This is a genomic window from Spirillospora albida (genome assembly GCF_000718255.1).
GTDB lineage: Bacteria > Actinomycetota > Actinomycetes > Streptosporangiales > Streptosporangiaceae > Spirillospora > Spirillospora albida.
In genome coordinates, this window is sequence record NZ_JOFJ01000007.1 from 75,951 (window position 1) to 94,825 (window position 18,875).

The window sequence follows — 18,875 nt, forward strand, 5'->3', positions numbered from 1 at the left end:
TGTGGTAATGTGCCGCCAATTCATAGCTTTGTTACCCAGGAGTGATCTGTGACGGCCCAGGACAGCACAGCGCGGACCTCGCGGCGGCGGACGGCGGCGCGGCGGCTCACCGCGGTCGTCCTCGCGGCGGGGATCGCGGCGGCGCTGCCGCCGGCCCCGGGGATCGCGGCGCGCGTCCCGGCGGAGCCGAAGGACCTCGCGAAGGAGTACGCCAAGCTGCAGAAGCGGGCCGCCGCGCTGTCCAAGGAGTACCGCGGCGAGCTGCTGTCCCTGGAGAAGGCGAAGAAGGAGGCGGAGCAGGCCGGCGTGGCGGCCGCCCGCGCGAGCCGCGACTACGAGGTGGCCCGCGCCGACATCGCGCGCCTTGCGTCCAGCAGCTACATGACCGGCCGGCTCGACATGATGCCGCTGCTGGCCGGCCCGACCGGCTCCGGCATCCGCGACGCGACGGTCATCGAGCACCTCAGCCGCAACAACGGCCGCCGGGTCACCGGCCTGCGGGAGCTCTCGGAGCGGACGGCCCGCTCCCAGCGGGAGGCCAGGACCAAGCTGGACGCGGTGAAGCGCGAGGTCGAGGACCTCGAGAGCCAGCGCACCCGCGTCCGCAAGCTGCTCGCAAAGTACAAGCCGGAGACGCCGACCGAGAAGGCCCCGACCGGCGGGCGCCCCGACGGGGTGAACGGCACGAAGTCACCGATCATCGGCAACTCGATGACGGCCCGGATGCGCACCGTCCTGCTCGCGGTCGACGGCAGGTTCGGCGCGTTCCCCGCGATCGGCTGCGCCCGCCCCGGCGACCCGCAGGACCACGGCTCCGGCCGGGCCTGCGACTTCATGGAGAGCAGCGGCGGCGCGATGCCGAGCGCGTCGGCCCGCAGCCACGGCGACGCCGTCGCCCAGTACCTGATCGGCAACGCGTCCCGGTTCGGCCTGAAGTACATCATCTGGCGCCAGCGCATCTACGACTTCCGCGGCAGCGGCGGCTGGAAGATGATGGAGGACCGCGGCAGCGTCACCCAGAACCACTACGACCACGTCCACGTGTCGGTGCTCTGAGGCCCGCCGTCAGAGCTCGACGACCGTGCGGTCACGGGCGGAGCGCGCCGCCGCCTCGATGACCTCCAGGCCCGTGATCGCGTCGGCGAGGGTGACAGGCGGCGGGCCCTCGCCCCGCAGCGCCGCCGCCACCGCCGCGTAGAAGTCCTGGTAGGCGCCCGGATCGGTCGGTTCGGGACGGTCGTCGCCCGGTGTGCCGACCCGGCCGTACGCCGCGGCGGGCGCCGTGCCGTAGCCGGGGTCCCTCGGCGTCATGCCCGCGCGGAGCGACTCCTCCTGCACGTCCATCCCCGACACGGTGTAGGACGCCCTGCCGCCGAGGACGCGGAAGCGGGGGCCGAGCTGCGCGGCGGCCGCGGACATCCACAGGTGCGACCGGACGCCGTCCGCGTGGGTCAGCGCGAGGAAGACGTCGTCGGGGGCGGCGGCTCCCGGCCGGCGGGTGTCGATCTCGGCGTACACGGCCGCCGGGCGGCCGAACAGCGTGATCGCCTGGTCGATGAGGTGGGAGCCGAGGTCGTAGAGGATGCCGCCCGCGTCGCGGGGGTCGCCGCTCTCCTTCCAGCCCGCCCTGACCTCGGGACGCCAGCGCTCGAACCGCGACTCGAACCGCCGGATGCCGCCGAGGGCCCCGGACGTGACGAGGCGCTGCACCGTCCGGAAGTCGCCGTCCCAGCGGCGGTTGTGGAACGGGACGACCGGCAGGCCACGGACGGCGCTCAGCGCGGCCAGCGACCGGGCGTCCGCGGCGGAGGCGGCCACCGGCTTGTCGACCACGACCGGCATCCCGGAGGTGAGGGCCGTCCGGGCGAGGGGGACGTGGTGCCGGTTCGGCGCGGTGATCACGACGAGGTCGTAGGCGCCGGTGACGCCCCACAGCCGGTCGGCGCCGTCCAGGACCCGCGTGTCCGGGTACCGCTCGCGGACGGCGTCCTGCCGGGCGGGGTCGCCCGTCACCACGGCGGCGAGCCGCAGCCCGGCCGCCGAGGAGATCAGGGGGGCGTGGAACACCGCGCCCCCGGTGCCGTATCCGATCAGCGCAACACGCAGGTCCATGCCCTGATCATGGCCGATGCGGCGGCGGGGGCGCGGCGGCGGGGTCGCCGTACCGGGATCAGTCGAACAGGTCGGGCTGCTCCCGGGTGATCTGGTCGTACAGCGGCTGGTAGTTGATCCAGCCGACCAGGTCATTGCCGATCTGCCCGTGCGTGAGGACGGCGTTCTCGTGCTCGATCGGGACGACCTCCCCGGCCGCCTTCGCGAGCAGCTGCACCTGGCAGGACCGCTCCATCGTGATGAACCACCAGGCGGCCGCGTCGACGGTGTCGCCGACCGTCAGCAGCCCGTGGTTGCGCAGGATGACCGCCTTGCTCCCGCCGAGGGCGGCGGCGATCCGCTTGCCCTCCTCCAGGTCGGTGACGACGCCGGTGTAGTCGTCGAACAGGCCGTGGTCCTGGTAGAACGCGCAGACGTCCTGCGTGATCGGCTCCAGCTTCCGGCCGAGCGCCGACATCGCCCGCCCGTAGGTGGAGTGGCTGTGCGCGGCGGCGACGACGTCCGGGCGCGCCTGGTGGACCTGCGAGTGGATCGCGAACGCGGCCTCGTTGACCGGGTAGCGGCCCTCGACGACCTTGCCCTCGTGGTTCACCAGGATCAGGTCGCTGACGGTGATGTGCTTGAAGGACATGCCGAACGGGTTGACCCAGAAGTGGTCGGTGCGCTCGGGGTCGCGGGCGGTGATGTGGCCGGCGACGCCCTCCTCGAAGCCGAACTTCCCGAAGATCCGCAGCGCGGCCGTCAGGCGCTCCTTCCGGTGCCGGCGCTCGTCCTCGACGCTGTCGAAGGCCGGCGGCAGCCGGAAGATCAGATTGGTCGGCAGCTTCTCGAGGAACTCTTCCTCATCGGACATCGGCGCGCTCCGGGGTCGTCTGTGGTTGTTCTGCGCCCACCGAACACCATCGCGGGACGGCCGGTAAAGGCCGGTGCGGTCCAAGCCGGGCGGATCCGGTTGTCCCGGCGGGACAACCAGGGCACAGAATGGACGCATGGAGGGCGACCGATTCCTGCGGCTCCTGATCGAGCGGGCCGACGACGCCGCGACGCTGGAGGCGACCGTCCAGGCCGCCCGGAGCAGGTCCGAGCTGGTCGCCGCGCTGCCCGAGGAGGAGACGCGGCGGCACACCCGCGCGCTGGTGCGTGGCGTGCGCGCCGCCCTGGCCGGCGGCGGTCCGGGCGCCGAGGTGCTCGCCGCCGCGGAGCTGCTCGGCTCGGACCGGGCGCGGCAGGGCGTCCCCGTCGCCGCCCTCCTGGACGGCTTCCAGGCGGGCCGCGCCCACCTCGTCCGGACCCTCGTCGACGAGGGCCGCCGCACCGGCGTCCCCGACGGCGTGCTCCTGGACGGGGTGTCCCGCATCGACGAGATCACGACCGCGCTCGTCCACCGGATGGTGCACGCCCACCGGATCGCCGAGCTGGAGATGGCCCGCACCACCCGGGAGTCCCGGGTGCAGCTGCTGCGGCAGCTCCTGCACGGGGAGGCCGTGACGGTGCGCGCCCCCCTCGACCCCGCCGCCGCGTACCACTGCGTCGTGTCGGACGTCAGCGACCCCGCCGTCGCCGCGCGGCTGGAGACCGCCCTGACGGCGGCCGGGCCGGGGCTGTGCGGGCTCGTCGACGGGCGGCTCGCCGCGCTCGTCGCCCGGCTGCCGGACCCGCCGCTCACCGGCCCGCTGCTGGTCGCCGCGCCGCCCGCCCGCCCCGCCGCCGTCGCGCCCCGCTACGCCCTCGGCCGCCGGGCGCTGCGCGCGGGAGCCGCCGCCGGGCTGACCGGGCTGCGCGCCCTCACCGACCTCGCGCTGCTCACCGCCGCCGACGCCGAACCCGAGCTCGGCGGCCTGCTGGCCGCCGATCTCCTGCACGGCCTCGACCGGGACGACCCGTTCCACGTCGAGCTGGCCGTGACCGCGCTCGCCTACCTCGACCACGGCGGGCGCGTCGCGCCCACGGCCGCCGCGCTTCACGTGCACGGCAACACCGTGAAGTACCGCGTGCGGCGCTTCAAGGAGCTGACGGGGGAGCCGCTGCTCGACGCGTCCGGCGGGGCGGCGGTTCCGAGGGCCGCGAACCGGTGGTGGGCGCTGCGGCACTGGCTCGGCGCGGGATGACGGGGCCCACCGCCGGATGATCTGATGGGATCATGCCGCTCGAAGGGGAGATACGGGTGCGGATCAGCACGGTGATGTGGCCCACGGCGTCCTGGCCGGAGGCGGGGGAGCTGTGGCGGCGGGCGGAGGATCTCGGGTTCCACCACGCCTGGGTGTACGACCACCTCGCCTGGCGCGGCACGACCCCCTGGTACGACGCCTACACGACGCTCGCCGCGGCCGCCGCCGTCACGTCCCGGATCCGGCTCGGCACGCTCGTCACGTCCCCGAACTTCCGGCATCCGGTGCCCACCGCGCACGCGATCAGGACGATCGACCACGTGAGCGGCGGCCGCCTCACCGTCGGCATCGGCTCCGGCGGCACGAACCGCAGGTCCGACGCCGGGGTCCTCGGCGGAGACGAGTGGACGCGCGGCGAGCGCACGGCCCGCTTCACCGAGTGGACCACGCTGCTCGACCGGCTCCTGCGCGGCCCCGAGACCACCTTCGAGGGGGCCCACTACTCCGCGCGCGAGGTGCTCGCCTCGCCGTGCGTGCAGCGCCCCCGCGTCCCCTTCATGATCGCCGGGGACGGGCCGCGCGGCCTTGCGCTCGCCGCCCGCTACGGTGACGGCTGGGTCACCTCCGGCCACGCCGAGGGCCGCGCGGCGCGGGACGTCGTCCGCGACCGGGTCGCCGCCCTCCGCGCCGCGTGCGCCGAGGAGGGCCGCGAGGTGGGGAACCTCATGCTGATGACGGGCTTCACCGACGATCCTTGGCTGGCGTCGCCGGCCGCGTTCACCGACCTCGCCGGGCGCTACGCCGAGCTCGGCATCACCGAGATCGCCCTGCACTGGCCGCGCCCCGGCACCCAGTGGGACGCCGACATGACGGTGTTCGAGGCGATCGCCGCCGAACACCGCGGCGCCGACCGCTCCTGAGCCCACGAGGAACCCCCGCATGCCGTTCGTCCTGCTCGCCTTCGCCATCCTCTTCGAGGTCACCGCCACCCTCGCGCTGCGCGGCAGCGAGGGGCTGTCCAAGGCCGGGCCCACCGCAGTCGTGATCGTGGGGTACCTGCTGTCGTTCGCGCTGATGGCGAAGGCGCTCACCTCGCTCAACGTCGGCCCCGTCTACGCGATCTGGTCGGCGCTCGGGACCGTCGGCGCGTTCGCCGGCGGCGTCCTGCTGTTCGACGAGCCGGTCCGCCCCGTCACGGTCGCGGGTGCGGCGATCATCGTCGTGGGCGTCGTCGTGATGAACCTCGGCGGCGGCGTCGGCCACGGCTGAGCGGCGCCTCAGACGGGCTCGGCGAGGGTGCTCCCGCGGCGCCGCCCGAGCAGCTCCGCGATCAGCGCGGTCGGAGTCCCGCCTCCGAGCGCGCGGAAGTCGCGGCTGAGGTGGGCCTGGTCGTAGTAGCCGCACGCGGACGCGGTGCCGGCGAGGTCCGCGCCGTCCGAGAGCATCGCGACGGCCCGCTCGAAGCGCAGCACCCGCGCCGCCGCCTTCGGCGGGAGCCCGGCCTGGTCGCGGAACCGCCGCGCCAGATGCCCGCGGCTCCAGCCGACCTCGGCGGCCAGCGCCGCGACGGTGATGCCGCCTCCGGCCGCGAGCAGCCGCCAGGCGTGCGCCACCTCCGGATCCGGCGCGGGCCCCGCCTCCAGCCGCGCCAGCAGGAACGCGTCGAGCAGGTCGAACCGCGCGGCCCAGGACGGCGCCTCCGCGAGCCGCTCGACGAGCCGCGCGGCGGACGGGCCGAGCAGGTCCGGCAGCTCCGCGGCGGCGTTCGTGAGCCGCCCCATCGGGACGCCGAGCAGCGTGTAGCAGCCCAGCGGGGTGATATCGAGCTGGACGCCGCGCAGGCCGCCCGGATGCTCGTATCCGCCGGGCCCGTCGTACAGGCCCGCGACGAACGAGCCGTAGTGCCGGGCTCCGGCGCCGGGATCGGGGAACCGGAGGTACAGCGGCGGCCCCAGATTGAGGATCACGGTCGCGGTGCCGCCCGGAAGCGTCCGCGTCCGGCCCGGGACGCCCCCCTGCTCCCAGTAGCCGTCGTAGGAGCGCAGGAACGGGCGCAGCGCCGGATGCGGGCGGCCCCGCGCCAGCCACCAGCCACCCCGGTCGCCGATCTCGACCGGCCTGCCGCCCATCCGCCGGCTACTCGTACATCTGCCCGCACACCGCGAGCCGCGCGAGGTCGCCCCACGTCATCGTGGTGAGCTCGCGGACGGGGGAGCGGACGGGCGGGCTCCCCGGGGCGGCGGGCAGCGGGACGCGGGCGCCGTCGGCGGCGTCCCAGCCGCCGAGGCCGCCGGCCGCCGCGCACTCCAGGTACGTCGCCGGATCGAAGTTGTACCAGCGGGCCGGGGTGGCGCGGGGACCGGAGCCGGGCGGGCGCGGCGCGTCCACGCCGAACCGGGCGTCCGGGCCGGGCGGGTGCGCGAGGAAGTCCTCCAGGTCGGCGAGCTGGGACAGGACGACCCGCTCCCAGTCGGCGAACCCCTCGGGGGCCCCGGACAGGGACAGGTCCTTGCCGCTCCACGCCGGGTCGTAGGGCGGCGGGGCCGTGCCGGCCGCTGCCGCGAACAGCGCCGCGACGTCGTCCGGTCGCAGATCGGCGCGGTCGCCCAGCGGCGCCGCCGCCTTCCAGAGCGCGCGCAGGAACGCCGACAGCGACCACGACGCCGCCCGCACCTCCCGCCCGAGCCGCAGGAAATGCAGATAGAGATCGCGATTCGTGCGGACGCTCGGCACTCGGCCCTCCGTGGTCGGCTCAGCGATCGGGCAGGCCCCCGTGCGGAGAGTGTCGCACACCGCGGCGGACCCCCGGGCGGAGGTCCGCCGCCGCGGTCACGCCTTCGCGCGGTGCAGCACCTGGAGCTCGGTGAAGCCGTGCAGGCCCCACGGGCCGTTCTCGACGCCGACGCCGCTCCACTTGAAGCCGCCGAACGGCTGGTGCGGGGCGAGGGCGAGGTGCGTGTTCACCCATGCGGTGCCGCACTCGAGGCGGCCCGCGACCTCCGCCGCGCGGTCGGCGTCCGCGCTCCACACCGAGCCGGACAGGCCGAAGCTCGTGCCGTTGGCGCGGGCGAGCGCCTCGTCGAGGGAGCCGTACCTGATGACCGGCAGCGCGGGGCCGAACTGCTCCTCGTCCACGATCCGGACGCCGTCGGCGATGTCGGCGAGGATCGTCGGCTCGAAGAAGTACCCGGGGCCGTCGATCGGCCTGCCGCCGGCGGCCGCGCGGGCGCCGCCCGCGATGGCGTCGGCGACGAGTTCCGACACGCGCTCGTACTGCGGCCGGTTGTTGATCGGCCCGTACTGGACGCCCTCCTCCATGCCGTTGCCGACCTTCACCGACCTGGCGCGCGCGGCGAGCGCCTCCACGACGTCGCCGTACAGCGACTCCGGCGCGTACACCCGCTTGATCGCCGAGCAGACCTGGCCGTTGTTCATGAACGCGGCGCCGAACAGCTTCTCGGCGATCGCGGCCGGGTCGGCGTCGTCCAGCACGATCGCCGCGTCGTTGCCGCCGAGCTCGAGGGTGACCCGCTTCAGGTCGGGCGCGGCGGCCGACGCGACCCGCTTGCCCGTCTCGACGCTGCCGGTGAAGCTGATCTTGCGCGGGACCGGGTGCGCGGTCATCCAGGCGCCGAGCTCGTCGCCGCCGGTGACGACGTTGAGCACGCCCGGCGGCAGGACGTCCCGCAGCACCTCGCCGACCTTGAGGCTGGACAGCGGCGTGTAAGGGGACGGCTTCAGCACCATCGTGTTGCCGGCGAGCAGCGCGGGCGCGATCTTCCACATGCCGAGCAGCAGCGGGTAGTTCCACGGCGTGATCGCCGCCACCACGCCCATCGGCCGCCGCACCACCTCGACGCGCGCGGACGCGTCGTCCTGGATGACCTCGGGGGGCAGTTCGAGCTCGGCGTAGTACTTGAGCCAGACGCCGCCGGCGACGACCTCCATCGTCGCGTCGGCCAGGGGCTTGCCCTGCTCCAGGGTGATGATGCGGCCGATCTCCTCGGACCGGGCGAACAGGACGTCGGCGGCGGCCAGCAGCGCCTTGCGCCGGGCCGGCTCGTCGGCGCGCCACGCCGGGAAGGCGTCCCGGGCGGCGGCCATCGCGGCGTCGAGCTGGTCGCGGGACGCGTCGGGCGCCTGCTCGGCCACCTCCCCGGTGGCCGGATCGACGACCCCGAAGGTCGCGGGGGCGGCGACGGACTCGCCGCCGATCGTCATGGTGAAGTGCTCCGGCACGTTGACCCTCCGCTCAGACACAGAACCGAACGACGTTCAGTATTCACCCGGAGCGGCCGGAATACGAGAGCGCGGGCCACTTCCCGTACGGGCGGCCCGCACGCCGCGCGGAAGGGGGCGGGCCGCATCAGGCGAGGACCGGGACGACGGAAGGGCCGCGCGGCCCTCACCCGCTTCCTCGGCGGATGACGGCCGCGCGGCCCCTCGACGGATACCGCAGCGCCGCTGCTAGGCGTCGAACACGCGGTCCAGCAGGTCCCGGTAGCCGCGCAGCGCCAGACGGAGCCGCTCGGTGTCGGGCCGCTCGTCCCGGCCCGGGGCGGGCGCCTCCGACAACGCCCGGCGGTGCGCGGCGACCGCCCGCCCCAGCGCGTCCGTGACCTCGCCGGCCAGCTCGTCCGCGCGGCGGACGGCCTCGGCGGGGTCGTCCACGAACCCGGACTGCACCTCCCGCCACCGCTGCCGGAACCGCTCGCTGTCCGACGGGTCGAGCAGCCGTTCCGGCAGCCCTCGCCGGGCGGAGTCCGCCGCGGGCCCGTGCCCCTGCGCCTCAGGCCGCTCGCCCGCCTGGCCCGGGGCCGCGCCCTGCCGGGGAACCGCGACGGGCTGAGGAGCCGTGTCACGCTGCGAAGCCGTGTCCTGCCCGGGTACCGCGCCCGGCCGGGACGCCGCGCCCTGGCGGGGCGCCGTGCCCGGCTGGGAGGCCGTGTCCTGCCCGGGTGCCGCGCCCGGCCGCGGGGATGCGGCCTGCTGCGGGGGTGCCGCGTGCCGTCGGGGCTCCGACGGCGGTTTCGGCTGCCCCGCCACCCGGGTGTCACTCGGGGTCGCGGTGCCGTCCGGGGACGTGGTGCCGTCCGGTCGCCTGGAATGGTCCATCACTCGCTCAGCTCCTCGGCGTCTCGTCGCCCTTTGCGGGTGTTTCGGCAGGTGCCCTGCCGGCGGCTTCCGCGCGGGGTTCCGCGACGCTGTCGTGGTGGCCGTCGGCGCGGTCGCCGAGGCGGTCGGTGGCGGGCACCTGCAGCAGCTCCTCGAACAGGGCGCGGTAGTGCACCATGGCCTGCCGCAGCTCTTCCGTGGACGCCTCCTTGGCCCGCGCCCGCGCGCTGATGTCGTGCGCGTGCCTGTAGTGCTCCAGCGTCCGGCCGTGCTCCACCGACAGGTGGGCGACCCGCTCCTCGAAGCCGTGCGTCGGGTAGCCGCGCTCGCCCATCACCACCGTGACGAGGCCGTCCGCCTGCTCGACGGCCGCCTCCGGGGTGTCGACGAACCGCTCCTGGACGCGGATCCACTGCTCCCGGTACTGCTCCCGCTGCGAGGGGTCGAGGTCCCGCAGCTCCAGTTCCCCGTGCCGCTGCTCGCGGGACATCAGCTCCCGCTCGGCGGCGGCGCGGCCGCCGCTGCTCTCCACGGTGCGGTCGTACTCGGGGCCGAACCGGCGGCGCAGCCGCCGGGTCCGCGCCCGGGTCCAGGCGAGGTACGCGACCCCCGCGACGGCCGCGACGGCGAGGGCCGCGACGACGACCACGATGACGGTCGACATGGTCTGTCCTCCAACGTGCGTCGGATCGAATGGGCGCCCGATGCCCGGAGGCGGGCAGGTCAAACGAAACCCTGGTAGCGGCCATGTTCCGCCACGGTTTCGGTCCTGATTCGCCCCGAAGATCGCCTCTCTGTGTGATCCGCGCCGATATGCTGTGAGGCGCCCGGTTCGCGTGCTGTGCTGAGCGCGGAACCACCCCCCGCGCCGGGTCGCGGCGCGTCCGATGGGAAGTGATGCGCGGTGCGCCATGCCTTCGGCCTCATCCTCGGCGTCCTGCTGACCCCGGCGCTGCTCTACGGCACCGCCTGGGGGTACGCGCAGGCCGGGCAGTCGTTCGACGGAACCGGGCGGGAGATCACCGACGACACCCGCATGTACGGGGCCTTCGCGCTCCTCGCCGCGGTCGGTCTCGTGACGGGCGTCGTGATCGTCGCGCGCTGGGCGTCGCCGCTGGTGTCGCTCGTCCCCGCCCTGGCCCTGCTGGGCCTCAGCGGGTACTTCCTGTTCGACCCCGGCCGCGTCCTCGACCTGCCCGGCCGGGTGCCGCCGGCCGGCGACCTCGACACCGGCCTGCGGCTGCTGCTCGGCTCCGGCGTCTACGCGATGATGGGGTTCGCGCTGCTCATGCCCACCTGGGCGCCGCGCCGCTGGGGTTCCGGCCACGAGGCCGAGGCGGCCGACCGGGCGTACTACTCGGCGCTCGAGCGCTGACCGCCGGGCGCGGGCCGCCCGTACGCCCGGTCGCCCCGGTACAGGGACGCGAGGACGTCCTCGATCCCCGTCTCCCGAAGTGCGATGTCGCGGACGTCGTAGCGGGCCGCGAGCGCCGCGATGACCGCCGCCGCGTTCGCCGCGGGCGGCAGCCGCAGCCACTGGCGCGGCCCGTCCGCCCGCTCGGCCTCGATCCCGTCCAGCGCGATCGGCGGCGCGGGGCGGTCCAGCTCGACCACCAGGACCCGGTCGGCGCCCACGGTGCGGCGCAGCTCGCCCAGGCCGCCGTCGTACGCCAGCCGCCCGTGATCGATGATCATCACCCGGCGGCAGAGCCGCTCGATGTCGCCGAGGTCGTGCGTGGTCAGCAGGATCGTGGTGCCCCGCTCGGCGTTGATCCGGGCCAGGAACTCCCGGACGGTCGCCTTGCTGACCACGTCCAGGCCGATGGTGGGCTCGTCCAGGACGAGCAGCTCCGGGTCGTGCAGCAGGGCCGCCGCGAGGTCGCCGCGCATCCGCTGCCCGAGGCTGAGCTGCCGGACGGGCGTCGCCAGGAACGGCTCCAGCTCCAGCAGCGCCGTGAGCTCGGCGAGCCGCGTCCGGTGCGCGGCCGCCTCCACCCGGTAGAGCCGCCGGACGAGCGTGAGGCTGTCGCGCAGCGGCAGGTCCCACCAGAGCGTGGTGCGCTGCCCGAACACGACGCCGATCCGGCGGGCCAGCGCGGTGCGGCGGCGGGACGGGTCCAGCCCGCACACCGTCAGCGACCCCGACGACGCGGCGAGGATGCCGGTCAGCATCTTGATCGTCGTGGACTTGCCCGCGCCGTTCGGGCCGAGGTAGCCGACGAACTCGCCGCGCCGGACGGTGAACGACACCGCGTCCACGGCGGTCACGGCCGTCCGGGCACGGCGCCGCAGCACGCCGCCCGCCCGCGTGAAGGTCTTCGTCAGCGCGGCGGCCTCGATCACCGCGTCACCCATCGCGTCCTCCTCAGCTTCCCGTCGACCGGTAGTGCCGCAGCCCTGCCCGCCACGCCACCGCCGCCACCGCGCAGACCAGCGCCGCCACCGCGGGCGAGGCGAACCGCGCCGCGCCCGGCAGGCCCAGCGGGTCGGGACGGTCCAGGACGTACAGGGCGGGCTGCCAGTTCACGAACGCCAGCGGCACGACGAACGTGACGCCCCGCACGAGGTCGCGGGCGAACATCGACATCGGGTACTGGGTGAGGAACCCGCCGCCGTAGGTGAGCGCCTTCGTGGCCCCGCGGCTCTCCAGCAGGACGAACTGGACCGCGCCCGCCAGCACCCACAGCCCCCCGAAGATGAACGCGCCCGCCGCCACCATGGCCGGGACCATCGCGACCCGGCCGGGCGTCCAGGTGGTGTCCAGCCGGGGGAGCGCGAGCGCGAGCACCGTCACGGCCGGGACGAGCTTGCCGACCCGGCGCGGCGAGTACTCCTCCGTCGCCACCTGGATCAGCGGGCTGACCGGCCGGACGAGCATCGCGTCCAGGGTGCCCCGCCGCACGTGCTCGCCCAGCCGTTCGGTGCTGCCGAGCACCAGGTCGGCGATCCCGAACGACAGTGTGGCCGTCCCGTACAGGAACAGGGCCTCGGCGACGTCGAAGCCGGCGATCCGCGGCGCGCGGGTGAACATGAGCGCGATCGCGGCGACGTCCAGGCCGGTGACGACCGCCGTCCCGGCCGTCAGCATGGCGAGGGACACCGGGTACTGCGCGGCCGCGCGGATCCACGTCCAGGCCAGCAGGGCGTACATCCGGGCGGCGCCGGCCGGGTCAGCCACCGTGCACCACCAGCCTCCGCCGCGCCGCCCGGGTCAGCAGCGCGCCCGCGCCGAGCAGGACGAGCGCCCAGCCGGCCTGGAAGCCGAGGGCGCCGAGCAGCCCCGCTCCGGTGCGCCGCCCGAGGAACACGTCGGCGGGAACCTGGATCAGCGCGGCCCACGGCAGGGCCATCGCGGCGGAGCCGAGCGCGCCGGGGAACACGACGAGCGGAAGGATCATCCCGGAGAAGAACAGCGACAGGACCAGGGCGACGGCCTCCGGGCCGCGGTGGTCGTGGACCCAGAACGCGCTGAGCGCCACCAGGTAGCGGAGCGCGAAGCCCACCACGACCGCGAGCAGGACGGCCGCCGCGAACGCGGCGGACGCGGCCGGGCCGGGAACGGTGAGCGGGAACACCAGCGCGCCCGCCAGTAGCGGCGGCCCGCCGCGCAGCAGCAGGGCGGCGGCCGCCCGGCCGAGGTCGTCGGCCAGCCACCAGCCCTGGAGGCCGACGGGGCGGTGCAGGTCGATGGCGACGTCCCCGGTGCGGATCCGCTCGGTGAGGTCGATGCCGCCGAAGATCTGCACGGGCCCGATGAGCGCCTGGGTGATGAAGCAGAAGGTGACGGCGTCGGCGGCGTCGTACCCGCCGAGCGCCGGACGCGCCGCCCACAGGGCGAGCAGGACGTAGGCGCGCATGAACCCGAACGCCGTGTTCGTCACGGCCTCCGCCAGGGCGCCCAGCGGGTACGCGGAATGGCGGCGGAAGCCGAACCACCACGCCCACGGAAGAACGCCCACTCGTCGGGAGCTTAGCCAGGGTGGCTCTGCGTCACCATGTCATTTCCCACAGAGGACGATGGGAAGTACAGAAGGCCCCCGCGGGTGTAGGAGCGCGGGGGCCTTCCGTGTCACCGGAGGGGGGCCGGCGGATCAAGGGGTCGTTCGCACTCGGCCTTCGCGCGCCCGGGAACGGTCGTGGAGCGGTCCGCAGGGTGGGCGCGCGAGGCCGAGGCCGAGGGGACTCAGTGGAACTGGCCCTCTTCGGTCGAGCCCTTGAGGGCGGTGGTGGAGCTGTCCGGCGCGATCGCGGTGGACACCATGTCGAAGTAGCCGGTGCCGGCCTCGCGCTGGTGCTTGACCGCGGTGAAGCCGCGGTCGGCCGCCGCGAACTCGCGCTCCTGGAGGTTGACGTAGGCCGTCATGCCCTCGCGGGCGTAGCCGTGGGCCAGGTCGAACATCCCGTAGTTGAGGGCGTGGAAGCCCGCCAGGGTGATGAACTGGAACTTGAAGCCCATGTGGCCGAGCTCGCGCTGGAACTTCGCGATGGTCGCGTCGTCCAGGTGCTGCTTCCAGTTGAAGGACGGGGAGCAGTTGTAGGCCAGCATCTGGTCCGGGTACTCGGCCTTGACGGCCTCGGCGAACTTGCGGGCCAGCTCCAGGTCCGGGGTGCCGGTCTCCATCCAGATGAGGTCGGAGTACGGCGCGTAGGCCTTGGCGCGGGCGATGCAGGGCTCGATGCCGTTGCGGACCCGGTAGAAGCCCTCGGCGGTGCGCTCGCCGGTGATGAACTCGCGGTCGCGCTCGTCGACGTCCGTCGTGATCAGGGTCGCGGCCTCGGCGTCGGTCCGCGCGATGATCAGGGACGGGACGCCGGCGAGGTCCGCGGCGAGGCGGGCCGTGTTGAGCGTCTTGATGTGCTGCGAGGTCGGGATGAGGACCTTGCCGCCGAGGTGGCCGCACTTCTTCTCGGAGGCCAGCTGGTCCTCCCAGTGCACGCCCGCCGCACCGGCGGCGATCATGCCCTTCATCAGCTCGAAGGCGTTGAGGACGCCGCCGAAGCCGGCCTCGGCGTCCGCCACGATCGGGGCGAGGTAGTGCGTGTCGCCCGAGCCCTCGGCCCACTGGACCTCGTCGGCGCGCAGCAGGGCGTTGTTGATGCGGCGCACGACGGCCGGGACCGAGTTCGCCGGGTAGATGCTCTGGTCGGGGTAGGTCTGGCCCGCCAGGTTGGCGTCCGCGGCGACCTGCCAGCCGGACAGGTAGATGGCCTTGAGGCCGGCCTTCACCTGCTGGACCGCCTGCATGCCGGTGAGCGCGCCGAGCGAGTGGACGTAGTCCTCCTCGTGCAGCAGCTTCCACAGGCGCTCGGCGCCGAGGCGCGCGAGGGTGTGCTCCTCCTGGACCGAACCGCGCAGCCGGACGACGTCCTCGGCGGAGTAGGTCCGCTCGATGCCCTTCCAGCGCTCGTCGGTGTCCCACTGCCGCTGCAGCTCTTCCGCTGCGCCCTTGAGGCGACCTTCGCTCATGTCTCCAGCCCTTCTGTGCCGTCCCCTGGGTGCTTGACCACGACTATGCCCCCTCCGCAAGACCTAAATGAACTCGCGGGTAACAGAAGAACTTCGAAAATTCCGGTACCATCAAGGCGTGACGACCTTGCGGCCAGAAGAACCCCTCAACTTGACGAGTGACGTAGATCTCGTCACCTTCGGGCAGCGTCTGCGCCACCTGCGGCGCGCTCGCGGGATGACGCTGTCGGATCTCGGTGAGCGCGTCGGGCGCGCGCCGTCCCAGCTCAGCCTGCTGGAGAACGGCCGCCGCGAACCCAAGCTGTCGCTCCTGCAGTCCCTCGCCACCGCCCTCGAATGCCCGGTGGAAGAACTGCTGCGCCGCCAGCCGCCGTCCCGCCGCGCCCAGCTCGAGATCGCCCTGGAGGAGGCCCAGCGCGACCCCCTCTACCGGACGCTCGGCCTGTCGCACCTCAAGGTCGGCAAGCGGATGCCCAACGAGATCATCGAGCACATCCTCGCCCTGTACGGGGAGCTCAAACGCAGCCGGACGAAGCCGACCGCGAGCCCCGAGGAGGCCCGCAAGGCCAACGCCGAGCTGCGCCGCCAGATGCACGAGCGCGGCAACCACTTCGCCGACATCGAGCGGGTCGCCGCCCAGACCCTCGACGCCGTCGGCTACCGGGGCGGCGCCGTGTCCCAGGGCATGCTGATGACCCTGGTCGGGCACTTCGGCTTCACGCTCCGCTACGTCCAGGACCTGCCCCGGTCCGTCCGGTCGATCACCGACCTGCGGAACCGGCGGATCTACCTGGAGCGCGAGCAGCTCGGCATGCACACGCCCCGCACGATCCTGCTGCAGACCCTCGGCCACATCGCGCTGGACCACGACCAGCCCCGCGACTTCGCCGACTTCCTCCGCCAGCGCGTCGAGGCCAACTACTTCGGCGCCGCGATCCTCATGCCGGAGGTCAGCGTCGTGCCGTTCCTGCGGGACGCGAAGGCGGCGCGGGAGCTGTCGGTCGAGGACCTCGCGGACGTGTTCTCCGTCTCCTACGAGATGGCGGCGCACCGGTTCACCAACATGGCGACCCACCACCTCGACCTGCAGCTGCACTTCACCAAGAACGACGAGAACGGCACCATCTACAAGGCGTACGCCAACGACGGCCTGGCGTTCCCGCAGGACGAGGACGGCGCCATCGAGGGCCAGCGGATGTGCCGCGAGTGGGCCGGGCGGCACGTGTTCACCGCCGAGGACCGCTTCTCCGTCTACTACCAGTACACCGACACCCCCAAGGGAACGTACTGGTGCCTGTCGCACATCGACCCGAGCCACGAGCGCGACTTCGCGATCACCCTCGGCGTCCGGTTCGAGGACTCCCGCTGGTTCCGCGGCCGGGAGACGACCCGCCGCGTCAAGTCGGCCTGCCCGGACGGCGACTGCTGCCAGCGGCCCCCGAAGGAGCTGTCGGACCGCTGGGAGGGCATGGTCTGGCCGTCGGCGCGGGCGCACTCCCACGTCCTGTCCGTCCTGCCGCCGGGCGCCTTCCCGGGCGTGGACGAGGCGGACGTCTACACCTTCCTGGACAAGCACGCCGCGGAGTGACGGGCGTGTTGTCGGCCCGTTAACTTCCTGGGTCGCATGCCCGTTCTCCCTCCCCCGGGTGAATGATCAGGGTTCGTCCGGTGTTCCCTGATGGTGAGACCCCTATTTCGGGAGGGAGAGCGCGTGCTGCCCGAGGTCGCCACGTGGTTCCGCCGCCGCACGAGCGCGGCGGCGGACTGGCCGCCGGAGCGGCTCCTCGACGCCAAGCTCGCCGGCGGGGACGGCACCGCCGTCAGCGTCGTGCTGCCCGCCCGCGACGAGGAGGCGACGGTCGGCGCGATCGTGTCGGCCGTCCGCGCCGACCTCATGGAGCGCTGCCCCCTGGTCGACGAGATCGTCGTGATCGATTCGCGGTCGCGGGATCGGACCGCCGACGTCGCCGCCGCGGCAGGGGCGACCGTCGTCGCTCAGGACGACGTCCTGCCCGGCCTGGGCCGGATGTCCGGCAAGGGCGAGGCGCTGTGGAAGTCGCTCGCCGCCACGTCCGGCGACCTGATCGTCTTCGTGGACGCCGACCTGCGCGAGTTCACCTCCGCCTACGTGACGGGCCTGCTCGGCCCGCTGCTGGCCGACCCGTCCGTCGGCTACGTCAAGGGCTGCTACGACCGCCCGCTCCTCACCGGGGACCGCCCCGCCGAGGGCGGCGGCGGCCGGGTCACCGAGCTGGTCGCCCGCCCGCTGCTCAACCTGCACTGGCCGCGGCTCGCCGGGATCGTCCAGCCGCTCGGCGGCGAGTACGCCGGCCGCCGCGCGCTGCTGGAGCGGCTCCCCTTCGTCACCGGCTACGGCGTCGAGCTCGGCCTCCTCCTGGACGTCCTGCACGACGCGGGCCTGGACGCGATCGCGCAGGTCGACCTCGGCCGCCGCGTCCACGCGCACCAGTCGACCGAGGCGCTCGGCGCGATGTCGGGCCAGATCATGCTGACGGCCTGGTCGCGGCTGGAGCGGCACGGCCGCATGGTCCCGCTCGGCGCGCCCGCGACCGCCCTCACCCAGTTCCGCCGCGCCGGCTCCGGCCACACCGCCCGGACGGGCGACATCGCGGTGGGGGAGCGCCCGCCGATGATCGAGGTCCCCTCCTACGCCGCGGCCAGGGCCCCGTCCGGCCGCCGATGAGCGCCCGCTGTGACTCCGGCCACGGTGTTACCACCGGTAACGGCGATCGGTGCTACCGTGGGTAACAGGCGATTATTGGAGAAGGGGTCAACAATGACGAGCGCCGAGACGCCGCCGTTCTCGCTGGAGCTCAGCGACGACGTCCGCGAAATCCAGGAGTGGGTCCGCGAGTTCGCCCGGGACGTGATCCGGCCCGCCGCGGAGGAGTGGGACGAGCGCGAGGAGACGCCCTGGCCGATCATCCAGGAGGCGTCCAAGATCGGTCTGTACTCCCTGGACTTCTTCGCCGGCCAGTCGTTCGAGCCGACCGGGCTCGGCATCCCCGTCTCCTTCGAGGAGCTGTTCTGGGGCGACGCCGGCATCGCGCTGTCGATCGTCGGCACCGGCCTCGCGGCGGCGTCCGTCGCCGCCGTCGGCACGCCCGAGCAGACCGCCGAGTGGGTCCCGCAGATGTTCGGCACCCCCGACGACGTCAAGCTCGGCGCCTTCTGCGCCTCCGAGCCGGACGCCGGCAGCGACGTGGGCTCCATCCGCACCCGCGCGGTGTTCGACGAGGCCAAGGACGAGTGGGTGCTGAACGGCACCAAGACCTGGGCCACCAACGGCGGCATCGCCGACGTCCACATCGTGGTCGCGTCCGTGTACCCCGAACTCGGCACCCGCGGCCAGGCGAGCTTCATCATCCCGCCGCGCACCCCCGGCCTGCGGCAGGGCCAGAAGTTCAAGAAGCACGGCATCCGCGCCTCCCACACCGCCGAGGTGATCCTCGAGGACGTCCGGATCCCGAGCCACCTGATCGTCGGCGGCAAGGAGAAGTTCGACGAGCGCATCGCCCGCACCCGCGAGGGCAAGAGCGCCAAGGGCCAGGCCGCCCTCAAGACCTTCGAGACCACCCGCCCGTCCGTCGGCGCGATGGCCCTCGGCGTCGGCCGCGCCGCCTACGACTACGCCCTGCAGTACGCCCAGGAGCGCGAGCAGTTCGGCAAGAAGATCGGCGACTTCCAGGCGATCGCGTTCAAGCTCGCCGACATGAAGTGCCAGCTGGACGCCGCCCGCCTCATGGTGTGGCGGGCCGCCTGGATGGCCCGCGCCGGCAAGGACTTCGACAACGCCGAGGGCTCCATGGCCAAGCTCGTCGCGTCCGAGATGTCGGTCCGCGTCACCGAGGAGGCCATCCAGATCCTCGGCGGCAACGGCTACACCCGCGAGTACCCGGTCGAGCGCATGCACCGCGACTCCAAGATCTTCACGATCTTCGAGGGCACGTCGGAGATCCAGCGCCTGGTCATCGGCCGCACCATCACGGGCCTTGCCGTCCGCTGAGACGGCCGCTCGAAGAGGCTTCCCGCCGCCCGCGGGGAGCCTCTTC

Annotated in this window: 19 protein-coding genes; 8 read left to right on the top strand and 11 right to left on the bottom strand. The window is 73.8% G+C overall.

Features of this window, described 5'->3' with window-relative positions:
- Window positions 1-48: 48 nt before the first annotated feature.
- On the top strand, window positions 49-1,056 hold the full coding sequence (locus IE99_RS0111820) for a VldE C-terminal domain-containing protein (RefSeq protein WP_030168255.1): 1,008 nt from the start codon (window positions 49-51) through the stop codon (window positions 1,054-1,056).
- Between the two features lie 9 nt (window positions 1,057-1,065).
- On the opposite strand, the gene IE99_RS0111825 is transcribed toward IE99_RS0111820, so the two are convergent.
- On the bottom strand, window positions 1,066-2,112 hold the full coding sequence (locus IE99_RS0111825) for a Gfo/Idh/MocA family oxidoreductase (protein WP_030168258.1): 1,047 nt from the start codon (window positions 2,110-2,112) through the stop codon (window positions 1,066-1,068).
- 58 nt (window positions 2,113-2,170) lie between these two features.
- Entirely contained in the window at window positions 2,171-2,965 is a 795-nt protein-coding gene (locus IE99_RS0111830) for a class II aldolase/adducin family protein (protein WP_030168261.1), read from the bottom strand.
- Between the two features lie 136 nt (window positions 2,966-3,101).
- On the opposite strand from IE99_RS0111830, the gene IE99_RS0111835 reads away from it, so the two are divergent.
- Genes IE99_RS0111835 through IE99_RS0111845 form a run of 3 tightly spaced genes read left to right on the top strand, consistent with a single transcriptional unit; the run spans window position 3,102 to window position 5,489 of the window.
- On the top strand, window positions 3,102-4,220 hold the full coding sequence (locus IE99_RS0111835; RefSeq protein ID WP_030168263.1) for a helix-turn-helix domain-containing protein: 1,119 nt from the start codon (window positions 3,102-3,104) through the stop codon (window positions 4,218-4,220).
- Window positions 4,221-4,252: 32 nt separating this feature from the next.
- Window positions 4,253-5,140 carry an LLM class flavin-dependent oxidoreductase gene (locus IE99_RS0111840; protein ID WP_211258788.1) on the top strand — a complete coding sequence of 296 codons (888 nt, stop codon included), beginning with the start codon at window positions 4,253-4,255 and terminating at the stop codon, window positions 5,138-5,140.
- A 19-nt stretch (window positions 5,141-5,159) separates the two neighbouring features.
- Window positions 5,160-5,489, top strand: coding sequence for a DMT family transporter (locus IE99_RS0111845; protein WP_030168269.1), 330 nt, complete (start codon window positions 5,160-5,162; stop codon window positions 5,487-5,489).
- A gap of 8 nt (window positions 5,490-5,497) precedes the next feature.
- On the opposite strand, the gene IE99_RS0111850 is transcribed toward IE99_RS0111845, so the two are convergent.
- The 5 genes from IE99_RS0111850 to IE99_RS0111870 all read right to left on the bottom strand — a co-directional run bounded on the left by IE99_RS0111850 (window position 5,498) and on the right by IE99_RS0111870 (window position 9,999).
- Window positions 5,498-6,349: a helix-turn-helix domain-containing protein gene (locus IE99_RS0111850; RefSeq protein ID WP_084219449.1), complete on the bottom strand. Its 852-nt coding sequence runs from the start codon at window positions 6,347-6,349 to the stop codon at window positions 5,498-5,500.
- Window positions 6,350-6,356: 7 nt separating this feature from the next.
- On the bottom strand, window positions 6,357-6,953 hold the full coding sequence (locus IE99_RS0111855) for a hypothetical protein (RefSeq protein WP_245623168.1): 597 nt from the start codon (window positions 6,951-6,953) through the stop codon (window positions 6,357-6,359).
- A 96-nt stretch (window positions 6,954-7,049) separates the two neighbouring features.
- Complete coding sequence (locus IE99_RS0111860; RefSeq protein WP_245623169.1) at window positions 7,050-8,459, bottom strand: aldehyde dehydrogenase family protein; 1,410 nt, start codon at window positions 8,457-8,459, stop codon at window positions 7,050-7,052.
- A gap of 228 nt (window positions 8,460-8,687) precedes the next feature.
- Window positions 8,688-9,335, bottom strand: a complete 648-nt coding sequence (locus tag IE99_RS30220; protein WP_051712412.1) for a hypothetical protein — start codon at window positions 9,333-9,335, stop codon at window positions 8,688-8,690.
- 7 nt (window positions 9,336-9,342) lie between these two features.
- Window positions 9,343-9,999 (bottom strand): hypothetical protein, encoded by a 657-nt coding sequence (locus IE99_RS0111870; protein ID WP_211258789.1) that lies wholly within the window; start codon window positions 9,997-9,999, stop codon window positions 9,343-9,345.
- Between the two features lie 240 nt (window positions 10,000-10,239).
- Between IE99_RS0111870 and IE99_RS0111875 the strand changes: the two genes are divergently transcribed.
- Window positions 10,240-10,710, top strand: coding sequence for a hypothetical protein (locus IE99_RS0111875; protein ID WP_051712413.1), 471 nt, complete (start codon window positions 10,240-10,242; stop codon window positions 10,708-10,710).
- Here IE99_RS0111875 and IE99_RS0111880 read toward each other — a convergent pair.
- From IE99_RS0111880 to aceA, 4 genes are all read right to left on the bottom strand, one after another.
- Window positions 10,689-11,690, bottom strand: coding sequence for an ABC transporter ATP-binding protein (locus IE99_RS0111880; RefSeq protein ID WP_051712414.1), 1,002 nt, complete (start codon window positions 11,688-11,690; stop codon window positions 10,689-10,691). The two genes, IE99_RS0111875 and IE99_RS0111880, sit on opposite strands and share 22 nt — an antisense overlap.
- Window positions 11,691-11,700: 10 nt before the next feature.
- A complete protein-coding gene (locus IE99_RS0111885; protein ID WP_030168295.1) occupies window positions 11,701-12,486 on the bottom strand; it encodes an ABC transporter permease in 786 nt (261 codons plus the stop codon).
- Window positions 12,487-12,505: 19 nt separating this feature from the next.
- A complete protein-coding gene (locus IE99_RS0111890) occupies window positions 12,506-13,294 on the bottom strand; it encodes an ABC transporter permease (RefSeq protein ID WP_030168298.1) in 789 nt (262 codons plus the stop codon).
- A gap of 224 nt (window positions 13,295-13,518) precedes the next feature.
- The gene (gene aceA / locus IE99_RS0111895) at window positions 13,519-14,802 is read right to left on the bottom strand and encodes an isocitrate lyase (protein WP_030168301.1); all 1,284 of its coding nucleotides are present in this window, start codon (window positions 14,800-14,802) and stop codon (window positions 13,519-13,521) included.
- 151 nt (window positions 14,803-14,953) lie between these two features.
- Here aceA and IE99_RS0111900 point away from each other — a divergent pair, with 151 nt between their 5' ends.
- The 3 genes from IE99_RS0111900 (at window position 14,954) to IE99_RS0111910 (ending at window position 18,829) form a co-directional block, all read left to right on the top strand.
- The gene (locus tag IE99_RS0111900; protein WP_030168304.1) at window positions 14,954-16,390 is read left to right on the top strand and encodes a helix-turn-helix domain-containing protein; all 1,437 of its coding nucleotides are present in this window, start codon (window positions 14,954-14,956) and stop codon (window positions 16,388-16,390) included.
- 123 nt (window positions 16,391-16,513) lie between these two features.
- Window positions 16,514-17,506 (top strand): glucosyl-3-phosphoglycerate synthase, encoded by a 993-nt coding sequence (locus IE99_RS0111905; RefSeq protein ID WP_211258790.1) that lies wholly within the window; start codon window positions 16,514-16,516, stop codon window positions 17,504-17,506.
- Window positions 17,507-17,599: 93 nt separating this feature from the next.
- The gene (locus IE99_RS0111910; protein WP_030168310.1) at window positions 17,600-18,829 is read left to right on the top strand and encodes an acyl-CoA dehydrogenase family protein; all 1,230 of its coding nucleotides are present in this window, start codon (window positions 17,600-17,602) and stop codon (window positions 18,827-18,829) included.
- Window positions 18,830-18,875 lie beyond the last annotated feature (46 nt).